Source organism: Algoriphagus machipongonensis (assembly GCF_000166275.1).
GTDB classification, from domain to species: Bacteria; Bacteroidota; Bacteroidia; order Cytophagales; family Cyclobacteriaceae; genus Algoriphagus; species Algoriphagus machipongonensis.
Genome location: NZ_CM001023.1, coordinates 4,726,152 through 4,740,649, shown reverse-complemented (window position 1 = coordinate 4,740,649; position 14,498 = coordinate 4,726,152). Strand labels below are relative to the sequence as shown.

Genomic DNA, 14,498 nt, shown 5'->3' with positions numbered 1-14,498 from the left:
ATGAATAACAGCATAGAAGGGATACATTATCAGACTGGGAAACCAATCAAAGTGATTATTAAAGATGGAATCATTTTAGAGATCATAGAATTGGAAGCAACAGAATCGAAAAGCCTGATTGCACCAGGGTTTGTTGACCTTCAAGTAAATGGTTTCCAAGGGATAGATTTTAACGATTCAAATTTAGAGGAGTCTGAAATTCAAAATGTTACACAGACGTTGTTAGAAAATGGGGTAACCACCTATTTCCCAACTGTTATCACCAATAGTGATGAATCTATTCGAAGATCATTAAAAACCATTTCCAAAGCTTGTTCCTCTAATAAACTCGTTCAAAATACGATTCAGGGGATTCACTTAGAAGGTCCTTTTCTATCAAAAGAGGAAGGTCCTAGAGGAGCACATCCTTTAGAATATATTCAAGCACCCAATTGGGAAAAGTTCTGTGCTTGGCAAGAGGAGACTGAAGGAAGGATTGAACTGATTACAGTTTCCCCAGAATGGACGGAATCTAATGGGTTTATTGAGAAATGTGTCGAATCGGGAGTAAAAGTAGCGATTGGGCATACAGCTGCAAATACTTCCCAGATAGAAGCTGCGGTAAAAGCAGGTGCCACTTTATCCACCCATCTCGGAAATGCTGCCCACCTCATGCTGCCGAGACATCCCAACTATCTTTGGGATCAGCTAGCATCTGAAAAACTGTGGATGAGTATCATCGCTGATGGATTTCATCTACCGGAAGCAGTCATTAAAGTTTTTATGAAAGTGAAGCCTGAATACACTTTTCTTATCAGCGATTCCACACAGTTTGCGGGGCTTCCTCCTGGGAAATATCAAAGTCCAATTGGTGGAGAAGTAGTACTAAACAAATATGGAAGATTGTTTATGGAGAAAAAGCCCGAATTATTGGCAGGTTCCGCTTCTTCTTTACTTCAATGCGTGAATTTTTTGGTGAAGCATCAGCTAGCTACTTTGCCAGAGGCTATTGAAATGGCTTCCATAAGACCCTTACAATATATTAATAAGGAGAAATCTGTCGGACTAAGGAGAGGAAATAAAGCAGATTTGCTGGTGTTAGATTTCAAAGCAACCGAATTGGAAATCCTACAGGCGGTAAAAGCTGGAGAGCTGGTGTATTCAAAGAAGCATTGATTCTAATGGTTTAAGATCAATAATTCCTCCTTAATTCTCTCAAAATATCCTCCAACCCATTAAGTCTTATCTCATAAAGTGTGTGAAGCCACATCCCAAGTTTCCCTTCAGGAAAGCCCTGACCATGCATCCAGACTAGGTAATGTTCTGGAATATCACAAAGAAGCTTTCCTTTGTATTTACCAAAAGGCATTCTCTTGGTAACTAAATCGATGAGGATTTGCTTGTCCATAAGGAATTTTGCAGGTGTTGAAGTTATGTTTATTGCGGCTGGATTAAATGGCTTCTAATTCCCATCACGATCAGTAGCTGGGCAACAGCGTATGTACCCATCACCAATATTCCTGATTCGGGAAATTCTAGGTAAAAGCGATTAAGAGCTAATAAACCATCTGAGATAAAAAACAGGGAGGCTCCGATCATCACTTGCCAAAAACTAGCAATGTTGCATTTCCCAAACCTTTCTCTTGCTGTGGTAACCATCGATACGATTGCAATGATATAGATGATTACGGGAATTTTTAAAATACCAAGATTAGGTTGGGTCAAATAGTAAACAAAGGCCGCCAAAATGTAAAAGGGGAGGTTTAAAAAGAAAATCTTGATAAAATTTACATTTTTGATTTGCCCGGGATTCTTTTGAGCAACCTTAAACCCAATGATATAGCAAACATGTGCCAATAAAAATGCCCCGAGACCATAGGCAAATAGTTGAGGCCAAAGCAGTAAAATGTCACCAATCCAAGAGAAAATTAAGGCTCCCAAAATAGCTTTTGTCAATAATGTACTTGCTATTGGCTTAGTGATTTTAAAGAAGTAAATGATCAGGCCTAGAAGTATTAATGGCTTTGAAAAAAACCTTAAATGAGATTTGTACTCCAGTAGAAAAGCGATATCTACTAAGGTCGCAAAAAGGAATAAATACAGCCAGACTATGCTTTTATCTTTCAAAGGGAATAATTATTTGAGAGGTAAAATTAACCTTCTTATTCTGTAATCACAGGATGAAATCCCGATCAATTTAAAGAATTACAAATTTGTTTTAAGTCTAAGTATAATACCTGACTAACAACAAAAAATTCAATAAACTCTTAAAATCTTCTGTCTAGCACTAAAAAATCGAAAGAATTTTTGTAGGAAAGAGAATATTAATAGCTGATTTATATTAATTTATTGTTAAATAATGTGAAATTCGAGTGTTGAAATTTAACAATAAATATCCCAGAATGCCGTATCACAATTTTACTTTTGCTGTGATTTAATAATCAAACCAACTTATATCAAAACCAATAAATTATGAGGCAAAATTTACTGAGAAGTTTCCTTGTTATGTTGTTCATTTCCTTGGGATTAGGAATGGCTCAGGCACAGGTAACAACAAGCTCTATTCAAGGGCAGATTAATGATGCGGATGGCGAGACCCTTCCAGGGGCAAATATCGTTGCGACACACGAGCCATCAGGAACAAGATACGGTGCTGTATCAAACTTAGATGGTAGGTTCACGATTCCAAATATGAGAATTGGGGGGCCATACACTGTTACAGTAAGTTTTATTGGATATGAAACTTCCACTTTCTCTGGGATAATCCTAAGATTAGGTGAGCCCTATGTAGTGAATGTGGTCCTAGGGGATGATGCTACAGAATTAGGAGAAGTTTTGGTGACGGGTAGTAGGACTGGTGAACTTGAATCTGATAAAACAGGTACCTCTACCAGTATTTCTACAAAGCAATTAACAGAGCTGCCTCAAATCAATAGAAGTGTCACGGAATTCACTCGATTGACTCCACAGGCTAACGGAACTTCTTTCGCAGGACGAGATGCTAGATACAATAACATTCAAATTGATGGTGCTAACTTCAATAATGGGTTTGGTTTAAGTAGCAACCCCCTTCCAGGAGGAAACTCTCAGCCAATTTCTTTAGATGCGATTGAGCAAATTTCTGTAAACATTGCTCCATTTGATGTTACTCAATCAGGTTTTACAGGAGCAGGTATCAATGCGGTAACCCGTAGCGGTACCAACACAATGTCAGGTTCAGCTTATTTCTTTGGGAAAAACCAAAGTCTTCAAGGAAGAAAGATTGGAGAAAATGAGCTGGAAAAAGTGGATGCAGCGACTAAGAATTTTGGTTTCAGACTAGGTGGGCCAATCATCAAAAACAAACTTTTCTTCTTTGTAAATGGTGAAAGAGAAGTAAACACAGGAGCAAATGCCTCTGGAGCAAACCTTTGGAAAGCTTCTACAGATGGGGTTTCTAATCCTGAAAATAACATTTCTAGAACGACTGTTTCTGACCTCGAAAGTGTTAGAGATCATTTGATCAACCAATGGGGATATGACCCAGGAAGATATCAAGGTTACGCAAATGAAGCTGAACAAGCGAGTACGAAGTTTTTGGCTAGAATTGACTGGAACATTAACGATAAGCACAAGTTAGCAGTAAGGTATAATCAAGTGGTGGGTACTTCCCCTCAGACAACCAATGCTACTTCTGGTCCTAGACCAAGAACGCCTTTTCCGGCAGGAGCAAGGGTAGGTCCTAATTCTATTGCTTTTGAAAATTCTGCCTATGGATTTGAAAACTCAGTAAAATCTATCACAGCGGAATTGAATTCTTATTTCAGTCCAAAAGTTTCCAACCAGTTCTTGTTTACCTACTCTAAAATCCAGGATACTAGAACTACTCCAGGTGACCAACTATTTCCAATGGTTGATATCTGGGATGGTGGAATCGGAAACGGTGATATGAACTATATGACCTTCGGTACGGAGTTGTTCTCTTACAATAATGATGTGGTAAATGATAACTTCTCATTTATTAACAACCTGACCTATATTGAAGGCCGTCATACAATCACTGGAGGTGCTGCTTTTGAAATTCAAAAATTTGGTAACTCTTATGTGAGAATGGGTACTTCTTATTACAGGTATGCTTCTGTAGAAGATTTCTTGACCACTGGTACTGCTAATGAAGTAGCTCCAATCATGTTTGGATTGACATATCCTTACGAAGGGCAAGAGACCTATGCCAGAGTTAATTTCGGCTTAGCCTCTCTTTATGCACAAGATAAATTTTCAGTGAATGACCAGTTGTCCTTGACGCTTGGCTTAAGAGCTGAATTACCTATTTATCTAAATGATTTGACTCCAAATCCTTCCATTAACGATATCACATTATTGGATACAGAGTACAATCCGAAGAATTATGACTCTGGAAGCTGGCCTGACTCCAAATTGATGCTTTCGCCAAGATTTGGATTTAATTATGATGTCAACGGTGATAGAAGCCTTATCCTTAGAGGTGGTACCGGTGTATTCTCAGGAAGAGTTCCATTTGTTTGGTTAACAAACATGCCAACAGGCGCAGGTGTATTGCAAAATAATGTAGAGCCAGGAAGCTACGGGCAGGTTGAAGGTTGGATAGGAAATGTAACTTTCCAGCCAGAAAGATATTACTATGTAGAAAACCCGCCAGAAGGTGCAGAAGACGTATTTATTAAAACGCCCGAACAGGGAGCGCCAAGTTCTTTTGCTTTGGTAGATACAGACTTCAAAATGCCAATGGTTTGGAGATCAAGTTTAGGTGCTGATTATAAATTGGGTAACTCTCCATTTATGTTGACAGCTGATTTACTTTACACAAGAGACATAAACGGGGTATTCCAGTTTGGTGCTAACAGAGCTATTTCTCCTGATAGAATGAACAGCGCAGGCGATGATAGAGAATTGGTTTTGGATACGGATGATATCACTTACAACCCTGTGATGGGAGCAAACAATGCGACGATCCTTTCAAACACAGATGTTAAAGGTCATGCTTTCTCGGCTACTTTAGGTATTTCTGTGCCTGAGTACAATGGCTTCTCTGGAAGTGTTTTCTATACCTATTCAGCAGCAAAAGAAGTGAGTGCTAACTCTGGTTCGAATGCAAGTTCGGCTTGGGGAGCAAGTCCTAACATCAACTCTCCAAATGATCAGATGCTACACATTTCTGATTTTGCAGTGCCAAATAGAGTGGTTGCTAACTTTAGCTATCGAGTGGAGTATGCCAACCATTTTGCCACCACTGTAGGTGTTTATTATTCTGGAGCTAACCAAGGAAGATATTCTTACACTTATGGAAATGACCTGAATGGTGATGGTGTCAATGCTGACTTGCTATTCATTCCTGAAAATACGAGCGACTTCAACTTCGTAGATATTGTGTCTAATGGAAATGTAGTTTATACTGCTGCAGAGCAAGCAGCCGCATTTGATCAATATGTTGAGGACAATGACCTAGAAGAGTTCAGAGGAGACTATGTACCTCGAAATGCGCTAGTAATGCCTTATTTGAGCAGATTTGATGTGAGAATTCTACAAGATATTTTCACCAATATTGGAGATACAAGAAATACGCTTCAATTGAGTTTGGATATCGTCAATTTTGGTAACCTTCTTAATAAGGACTGGGGTATTCAGCAGAGATTGAATGGATCTCAGAATTTGCTGTCTAGATCTGGAGACGTAAGCGTAAATCCAAATTACGTGATGGGTCAGGTTTCTGGAAACTTAGCTTCTTCCCCTTATCAGAATGTTAGTAATTTCTCTACTACCTGGAGCATGCAGTTTGGTTTGAGATATTTATTTTAAACCTTGAAAGTTTTAAAATCATAAAGTTCATATAGAAAAACACCTACTTTTTAGAGGTGTTTTTCTATTTTTACTGTAAATGGTATATCATATGAAGAAATTTTTACAATTATTATTTGCTTTTAGTTTGTCATTCGGAGCCTATGCACAAACAGATTCTTTGATACTGAAAAATAAGGATGTCATCATAGGTGAAATAAAAAGTATGGACAAAGGGGTGGTCACAGTAGAGACAGATTATAGTGACTCAGATTTTAAGATTTCCTGGGATGGTATTTCGCAGCTTTTCTCCGAAACCAAATATCTAATTACACTATCAAATGGAAAACGTTACAATGGTACCATTAATAGCGTGAATGATAGTACCATAAGTATAAACACTTACGATCCTGATCGACTTCTTACTATAGGTAAAAAGAAGAAAAACGATAACACAGAAGATTTAGGTGGAGGTTCCATAGATGTTCCATTTGGGGAAATTGTTTATTTAAATGCCTTGGATGATGGGTTTTGGAGTAGACTGTCAGCGAATATTGATTTGGGTTGGAGTGTTACCAAAGCAAATAATTTGAGGCAGTTTAATGTAAGGAGTGGTCTGGGATATTTAGCAGATCGTTGGAAAGCCAACGCTTCATATAACTCTCTCCGCTCGAATCAAGATGAAGTAGACCCAGTAAAGCGTACGGACGCTAATGGAGTATTTAACTTCTTTCTACCAAAGGATTGGTTTTTACTTTACAATCTTACCTATTTATCTAATACAGAGCAGCTGATAAAAAGCAGGATTGGTAACCAAATAGGTCTAGGTAAATACCTTATCCACACCAACCAGACTTATTTTGGTTTTCAGGCCGGTATCAACTTAAACTCTGAAACTTATTTTGATGATACTCCTTCTAGAAAATCTGGGGAAGCTATGCTAGGTGCCCAGTTAAATCTTTATGACATAGGTGATTTGACTTTACTCACAAGTTTGATTTCATACCCCTCTCTCACAGAGTCAGGACGTTTCAGAACAGATTTTAGCTTGGATGTGAAATATGAATTCTTGGATGATTTTTATGTAAAAGTGGGAACCACCATGAACTACGATAATATGCCTATTGAAGGGGCAACTAGCCTGGATTATATCTTTCAAACCACTGTTGGATGGGAATTGTAAAACTTTATCATAGAGTACTAGTACTAGGAACCCTGCTTTTGGTAGGGTTTCATCATTTTTGCTATGCCCAGAAAGACACGTTAAGATTATCCAACGAAGATATTTTGGTTGGGGAAATAAAGTATCTGGACAAAGGAGTTCTTTATGTCAAAACAGTATATTCTAATTCCGATATCGAGGTAAAATGGAAAGAGGTAAGTGAAATAAATACCGCTCACCTGTATTTGGTAACCTTACAAAGTGGAGAGAGATTAAAAGCAAAACTGGAAACTATTTCCAATGATTCTTTGAAACTGTCTGTTTTTGATCCCAGTCAAAGGACAAGAAATAATATAGATTTGGATACTGAGGATCAGGCGTTGGTTCATAAAGAAATGGTCGTGCAGCTAAATGAAATCAATGAAAGCTTTGCGAGTAAGTTAAATGGAGAAATAAGTTTGGGTTTTAACCTTGCCAGATCTAATAAGCTGAGACAGTATTCCTTTCGAAGTAACTTGAACTATTCAGGAGATCGATGGGGAGGAGGACTCAGCTTCAATGCGATTCGATCCATCCAAGAATCTACAAAACCAATTGAAAGGTATGATGGGACAGCCTATGTGCTTTTTTACTTACCAAGAGACTTCTTTTTGGTTGGGATGATCAATTTGTTGAGCAATACCCAGCAATTAATTGACCTTCGGGTAAACACTGTAGTGGGTGCTGGATTTTATCTAATTCATACCAACCACTCGTATTGGAATATTCAAGCGGGTATTAACAATAACGATGAGAATTTTGCCGGGGATTTGCCTTCAAATAGTACCAGAGAAGCAATTTTTGGTACTGACTTTAGCATTTTTGATGCTGGGAAATTTAATTTTTCTGGTGCCTTGAACGGTTATAAAAGTTTCTCAGAAAAAGGTAGGTATCGAGCAGATGGAAGGTTAGATACAACGTATAAGTTTATCGATGACTTTTTTTTAAAAATCGGATTAGCAGTGAATTATGATAGCAAACCGACAGTAGGTGCAACAGATTTTGATTATGTCCTTCAAAGTACACTTGGGTGGAAATTTTAAGTTTTTTTTAATTTTTCAGAAGAAAACATCCTGTATTTTTTCCATTGATAGTGAAGATTTGCCTCCAGTATCTTTTTTGACCTCTTTCTAAATTTTATCCAATTAAATTTAACCTCGAAACCTTTGTTTAGCCTAGGGGTTTAATCTATATGCTCTATAATAAAAGGTACTTACACCCTAGTAGTTCTGAATGGGTAGTCTTCATTCATGGGGCAGGTGGTTCATCAGTTGTTTGGTATAAACAATTGAGGGATTTTAAGGAAAATTACAACGTCTTGTTATTAGACCTTCGAGGTCATGGTAAGTCGGCAAATATTCCACAAGCCATTTGGGAGGATGATTACACTTTTAGAGAAATAACAAAGGATATTATTGAAGTTCTGGACTATTGGAAGATTCCTCCAGCACATTTTGCAGGAGTTTCTCTAGGGACTATTATTGCTAGAAACCTAGCGGAGCTTGAGCCAGATAGAGTGAAGACTATGGTGTTAGCAGGAGCTATAACCAGGTTAAACATCCGGTCGAGGTTTCTGGTGTTTTTAGGTAATGCAGGTAAGAAAGTAATTCCATATATGTGGCTTTATAGTCTGTTTGCTTTTATTATTATGCCGAGAAAGCAACATTCTGAGTCTAGGAATTTATTTATTAATGAAGCGAAAAAGCTTTGTCAAAAAGAGTTTATTCGCTGGTTTAAGTTAACCAAAGACATAAACCCATTATTGAGGTATTTCAAAGAGAAAAAAACGGAGATACCCACTTTATATGTGATGGGAGATCAGGATTTGATGTTTTTAGAACCAGTGAAAAAAATTGTTAAAGAACATAAAAATGCGGTGTTGGAAATCGTGGAAGCTTGCGGGCATGTAGTGAATGTGGAGCAGCCAGAACGATTTAATAAACATGCACTAGCTTTTATACATAGTCAAAACTAAAACGGAGTACTTTCATTATTTATGAAAAACCAGACTAAGATTATCCTGATAGTAGGGATTGTCCTCATCATCATTGCAGCTTTTTTATATCCAAGGCTAGACAATCGTAATTCCAATGAGGCAAGTGTTGCAGCTTCTGGGGCTGGACCAGGGGCGCCTACCACTTTGCCTGTAAAAGTGGTTGAAATCCGAGAGGAAACTTTAAGAAATCAACTTTCTGTCACTGGTACGATTATACCTAATGAATCGGTGGATTTGAGATCAGAAGTTTCTGGCTTGGTAACTCGTATATCTTTTAAGGAAGGTCAGTACGTAACAAAAGGAACTCCATTGGTCTATTTAAATGACGATGAGTTACAAGCTCAATATCAACGTTTGGTTTATACCCAAAAACTTTTTGAAAGTCAGGAAAATAGACAAAAGCAATTATTGGCACGTGAGGCGATTAGTCAGGAAGAATATGATATTGTATTAAACCAATACAATACCACGCTTTCAGATTTAAAGTTGGTGGAGGCTCAACTTGCAAAGACAGTGATAAGAGCTCCTTTCAATGGAGTTTTGGGATTGAGACAAATAAGTGAAGGTAGTGTGATCGGTACGGCGGATGTCATTGCCAATTTTGTCAATATTGACCCGATTAAGATTGAATTTTCTATTCCAGAAAGATATGCCAATCAAGTAACTGTAGGATCAGAGATTTTTTTTACCAATGAGTCTTCCCCTGAGGAGGTAACAGGAACTGTGTATGCATTCGAAACTCAGATTGATGCGGCTACTAGAACCTTGAAATTAAGAGCTGAAAGCCCTAATAAGGAGAAGAAGTTCTTGCCTGGAATGTTTGTGAGAATACGATTTGTTTTGGGAGAAACAGAAAATGCTATGATGGTTCCATCAGAAGCAATCATCCCGGAACTTCAAGGATATAAAGTTTTTGTAGTAGGTGCTGATAATAAAGCTGAGGTACGCACAGTAGAAATCGGTACACGTACAGATACGCAAGTTCAGATCACGAGTGGTCTGGAAGTGGGTGATCTGGTTCTTACCACTGGGGTTTTACAAGCAAGGCAGGGGTCACCTGTAGAGTACACTCAAATTAACTAACATGGCGAGCTTATCAAATGTAAGTATCAACCGACCGGTATTGGCAATAGTGATGTCACTAGTCATCATACTTTTTGGTGCTATTGGGATTTCATTATTGGGTATCCGGGAGTTTCCAAGTGTGGATCCTCCTGTGATCAATGTTCGGACTACCTATGTAGGAGCCAATGCTGATGTCATTGAAGCACAAATTACCGAGCCTCTGGAAGAAGCGATTAACGGTATACAAGGGATTAAGTCTCTAACTTCTACCAGTAATGATGGAGGAAGTAGTATTACTGTGGAATTTGATGTTGGGGCTGACCTGGAAGCAGCAGCAAATGATGTTCGAGATAAAGTTTCTGGTGCACAGAGGAATTTGCCTCCAGATGCAGAACCACCTGTAGTTTCCAAAGCCGATGCGGATTCTCAGCCTATCGTCTTTTTGAATGTAAAAAGTGACGAAAGAACTTTATTGGAGCTTTCTGATATTGCGGAAAATATATTCAAAGAGCGTTTGCAAACTATCCCTGGTGTCAGCCGAGTACAAATTTGGGGAGAGAAAGAGTACGCAATACGCCTAAGGATGGATCCGTTAAAGATGGCTTCTTATGGCGTCACACCATTGGATGTGCTCTCAAAAGTACAAAGTGAGAATGTAGAGCTTCCTTCGGGAAGAATAGAAGGTGAAGCAATTGAATTATCCGTAAGGACAAAAAGTAGATTGAGCACACCGCAGGAATTCAATTCATTGATCATCAAAGAAGATCAAAATAACATTGTTCGTTTTCAAGATGTAGGACATGCTGAATTGGCTGCTTTAAACGAGCGAACCGTTTTGAAAAGAGATGGCGTTCCCATGGTTGGGGTGGTTTTAGTACCCTTGCCAGGATCCAATAACATTGAAATCGTAGATGAGTTTTATAGAAGATTAGAATTCATCAAGAAAGATCTTCCAGAAGATGTGGGCTTGGAAATTGGATTTGATTCCACAGAGTATATCCGAAGTTCCATTCAAGAAGTTCAGGAAACTATACTCACCGCCTTTATTCTGGTAGTGGCGATTATCTTCCTTTTCCTTAGGGATTGGAGAACGACTTTTATTCCAGTATTGACAATCCCGATTTCCTTAATTGGAGTTTTCTTCATTATGTATGTGATGGATTTTTCCATCAATGTTTTGACATTGCTGGGTATCGTGCTATCGATTGGACTGGTGGTGGATGATGCTATTGTGGTATTGGAAAACATCTATACCCGAATAGAAAAGGGAGAGAAACCTTTAGCAGCAGCAGAAAAAGGCGCTGAAGAGATCTTCTTTGCGGTAATTGCGACTACAGTAGCCTTGGCCGCGGTATTCCTTCCTGTAATATTCTTAACTGGAACGACAGGTAGACTATTCCGTGAATTTGGTATTGTGGTAGCAGGAGCAGTAATTATTTCATCTTTTGTAGCATTGACCATGACGCCGATGCTAAGCTCTAGATTGCTGAAGAGAAGAGAAAAGCACAATAGATTTTACAATGCAACAGAGCCAATTTTTGTTTGGTTGAATGATGGATACGACCGCATGCTTGGAGGTTTTATGAAGTTCCGATGGGTATCCTTTGTACTTATTGCATTCATGGGTATCGGTATCTATTGGTTATTTAATCAAATTCCAAGTGAGTTAGCTCCAGTGGAGGATAGAGGAGAAATTAGGATTCAATTAAGTGGTCCAGAAGGAGCAACTTTTTCCTACATGGACCGAGTAATCGATCAGATGGTAGCAGATTTTAAGGCCGAATTCCCACCTGATGAAGTTACTGGTTTGATTTCTGTGACTTCACCTGGTTTTGGTTCTTCCAGCACGAATTCAGGGTTTATCCGCTTTATTTTGACAGATTCTGAAAATAGGGAAAGGTCTCAAAATGATTACTTCAATGAGATCAATGAAATGCTCAAAGAATACACTGCAGTTAGAGCTTTTGCTTCCGAGCCGCAGTCTATTGGTAATAGAAGAGGGGGACTTCCAGTTCAGTATGTACTGCAGGCACCTACCTTGGAAAAACTGAAGGAAGCCATTCCTACCTTTATGGAGGAAGTAGGTAAAAGCCCAGCGTTTATATTCTCAGATATCAATTTGAAATTCACCAAACCTGAACTTGAAATAGAAATTGATAGGGCAAAAGCAAGAAATATTGGAGTTTCTGTTCAGGAGATTGCTAGAACCCTACAATTATCCTATTCAGGCCAGCGCTTTGCTTATTTTATCAAGAATGGTAAGCAATACCAAGTTGTCGGTGAAATGAGATTGGAAGATCGAAATGAACCAGTCAATCTAAGAATGCTTTATGTACGTGCTGAAAATGGAAGTTTGGTTCAGCTAGATAACCTTGTGAAGGTGACAGAAAAAAGTACGCCACCACAATTGTATAGATTTAATCGATTTGTGAGTGGTACTGTTTCTGCCAACTTGGCTCCTGGTTACACGATTGGAGATGGATTGGCCGAGATGGACAAAATCGCAGCTGAAGTACTGGATGAGTCATTTGCCACGGACGTATCAGGACCTTCCAAAGAATTCAGAGAGAGTTCAAACAGCTTACTCTTTGCATTCCTTTTTGCATTGGTATTGATTTACCTTGTCCTTTCTGCTCAATTTGAAAGTTTCTTGGATCCATTAACCATTATGTTTACAGTTCCACTTGCGATTTTTGGAGCGCTGTTTACCCTTTGGTCTCTAGGTTTCACTTTAAATATCTTTAGTCAGATCGGTATCATCATGCTTATAGGTCTGGTGACCAAAAATGGTATTCTGATAGTGGAATTTGCCAATCAACGAAAGGCCTCAGGGATGTCAATTCATGAAGCCATTTATGGAGCTGCTGTGGCACGATTCAGACCGATTTTGATGACAAGTTTATCGACAATATTAGGGATTTTGCCAATTGCGCTAGGGCTAGGAGCAGGGGCCGAAAGCCGTGTTCCGATGGGAGCTGCAGTAATTGGAGGTTTGACCTTTGCGACCATATTAACCCTTTTCGTGATCCCAGCTATTTATACTTATCTCACATCCAAAGAAGGAAGATTAGCCAGAATTTAATGAAGAATTTTATTGCAGTGCTCTTAATGAGCAGTATAGGTACTACTCTTTTTGCCCAAAGTCCAGAATCTCTTGATCTAGAAAAAGCGATTCAAATTGGCTTGGAAAAAAATCTGGAGATAAAAATTGCTGTGGAAAATGTCACGGTCAACGAAACGAATGAAAAAATCGGTGTTGGCGATTATTTTCTTCCAGTAATTGATGCGACCTATGCCCGGAATTTCAGTAAAGAGGACGTAGAGCAAAAGTTTATCAATGACCCAGACCCTCGTACTATCGATAACGCTAAATCCCGAACAGAGAATTTTAGTATAGTGGGGATTTATGGATTTCAACCAGAGAATATTGTGGTAATGAAACGACTCGGTCAACTGACTGAAATTTCAGAACTTGATGCTAAAATAGTGGTTGAAAATACGGTAGCAGGAATTTCTACCGCCTATTACCGATTGGTGCTTGAACTCCAGAGATATGAGGTTTTAAAAAGAACCCTTGAGCTGAGTCAATCCAGACTGGATATTGCCGAAGCTCAGTATGAGCTAGGTGGAGCTGGAAAGAGGGATTTCCTTACGGCAGAAGTGGATTACAATTCAGATTTAACCTTGTTGGTCAATCAAGAGCAAATCATTAGAGCAGCAAGAATTAACTTGAATGAGTTGATGGCTTTAGCACCTGATACTGAATTTCAAGTGAATGACACCATTACGGTGGGTGATCAGCTTAGATTATTGGATTTGGAAGAAAATGCCTTTATGGAAAATAAGCAGTTATTAGTGTCGCAAAGACAGGAAAACGTGGCATTCCTTCAACTGAAAGAACTTCAAACGTCAAGGCTTCCTCAGATAAATCTAACGGGCACATATGTGAATAACACGTCTAATTCAGATGCTGGTTTCTTGCTTCAAAACCAAAGACAAGGTTTTAATTTTGGCGGAAATATTACGTTGAACCTATTCAGCGGATTGACATTGAATAGAAGAATTCAAAATGCCAAAGTCCAAAAGAAAATTCAGGGCTATGCCTTAGATCAATATGAAATTCAATTGACTTCTGATATTCATAGAGCATATAACACGTATGAGACGAACAGAAACTTATTGGAAATCGAAAAGAGTAATTACGAAGTGGCGAAAGAAAACACCGATATTGCTTTGGAAAGGTTTAGACTGGGAATATCCTCCTACTTGGAATTTAGGGATGCTCAAGTCAATTTATTGACTGCAGAAAACCGATTAATTACCTCGATTTATAATATTAAGGAGATGGAAATCGAACTGATGAGGCTATCTGGGAGAATCTTTTTCCAGAATAGTTTTGAAGAGTTAGATTTGCCAACAGAGAATTAAAAAAGAATTTGAGCCTGATTTTATCAGGCTCATTTT

Annotated in this window: 10 protein-coding genes; 8 read left to right on the top strand and 2 right to left on the bottom strand. The window is 38.6% G+C overall.

From position 1 onward, the window contains the following. A complete protein-coding gene (locus ALPR1_RS20075; protein WP_008203442.1) occupies positions 1 to 1,155 on the top strand; it encodes an N-acetylglucosamine-6-phosphate deacetylase in 1,155 nt (384 codons plus the stop codon). A gap of 16 nt (positions 1,156 to 1,171) precedes the next feature. Here the strand turns inward: ALPR1_RS20075 and ALPR1_RS20070 are convergent, their stop codons facing one another. Both ALPR1_RS20070 and ALPR1_RS20065 read right to left on the bottom strand, forming a co-directional pair. Then, the gene (locus tag ALPR1_RS20070) at positions 1,172 to 1,387 is read right to left on the bottom strand and encodes a DUF3820 family protein (protein WP_008203441.1); all 216 of its coding nucleotides are present in this window, start codon (positions 1,385 to 1,387) and stop codon (positions 1,172 to 1,174) included. A 29-nt stretch (positions 1,388 to 1,416) separates the two neighbouring features. Continuing rightward, the gene (locus ALPR1_RS20065; protein ID WP_008203440.1) at positions 1,417 to 2,106 is read right to left on the bottom strand and encodes a lysoplasmalogenase; all 690 of its coding nucleotides are present in this window, start codon (positions 2,104 to 2,106) and stop codon (positions 1,417 to 1,419) included. 345 nt (positions 2,107 to 2,451) lie between these two features. Between ALPR1_RS20065 and ALPR1_RS20060 the strand changes: the two genes are divergently transcribed. From ALPR1_RS20060 to ALPR1_RS20030, 7 genes are all read left to right on the top strand, one after another. Then, positions 2,452 to 5,793: a TonB-dependent receptor gene (locus tag ALPR1_RS20060; RefSeq protein WP_008203439.1), complete on the top strand. Its 3,342-nt coding sequence runs from the start codon at positions 2,452 to 2,454 to the stop codon at positions 5,791 to 5,793. A gap of 91 nt (positions 5,794 to 5,884) precedes the next feature. Continuing rightward, complete coding sequence (locus ALPR1_RS20055) at positions 5,885 to 6,955, top strand: DUF481 domain-containing protein (protein WP_008203438.1); 1,071 nt, start codon at positions 5,885 to 5,887, stop codon at positions 6,953 to 6,955. Next, complete coding sequence (locus ALPR1_RS20050; protein ID WP_008203436.1) at positions 6,943 to 8,016, top strand: DUF481 domain-containing protein; 1,074 nt, start codon at positions 6,943 to 6,945, stop codon at positions 8,014 to 8,016. The genes ALPR1_RS20055 and ALPR1_RS20050 overlap by 13 nt, the downstream gene beginning before the upstream one ends. A 149-nt stretch (positions 8,017 to 8,165) precedes the next feature. Next, complete coding sequence (locus ALPR1_RS20045; protein WP_008203434.1) at positions 8,166 to 8,948, top strand: alpha/beta fold hydrolase; 783 nt, start codon at positions 8,166 to 8,168, stop codon at positions 8,946 to 8,948. Between the two features lie 21 nt (positions 8,949 to 8,969). Next, positions 8,970 to 10,052 carry an efflux RND transporter periplasmic adaptor subunit gene (locus ALPR1_RS20040; protein ID WP_008203432.1) on the top strand — a complete coding sequence of 361 codons (1,083 nt, stop codon included), beginning with the start codon at positions 8,970 to 8,972 and terminating at the stop codon, positions 10,050 to 10,052. A gap of 1 nt (position 10,053) precedes the next feature. Beyond that, the gene (locus ALPR1_RS20035) at positions 10,054 to 13,116 is read left to right on the top strand and encodes an efflux RND transporter permease subunit (RefSeq protein ID WP_008203431.1); all 3,063 of its coding nucleotides are present in this window, start codon (positions 10,054 to 10,056) and stop codon (positions 13,114 to 13,116) included. After that, positions 13,116 to 14,462: a TolC family protein gene (locus ALPR1_RS20030; protein WP_008203430.1), complete on the top strand. Its 1,347-nt coding sequence runs from the start codon at positions 13,116 to 13,118 to the stop codon at positions 14,460 to 14,462. Before ALPR1_RS20035 ends, ALPR1_RS20030 begins: the two co-directional genes overlap by 1 nt. The last annotated feature ends 36 nt before the right edge of the window (positions 14,463 to 14,498 follow it).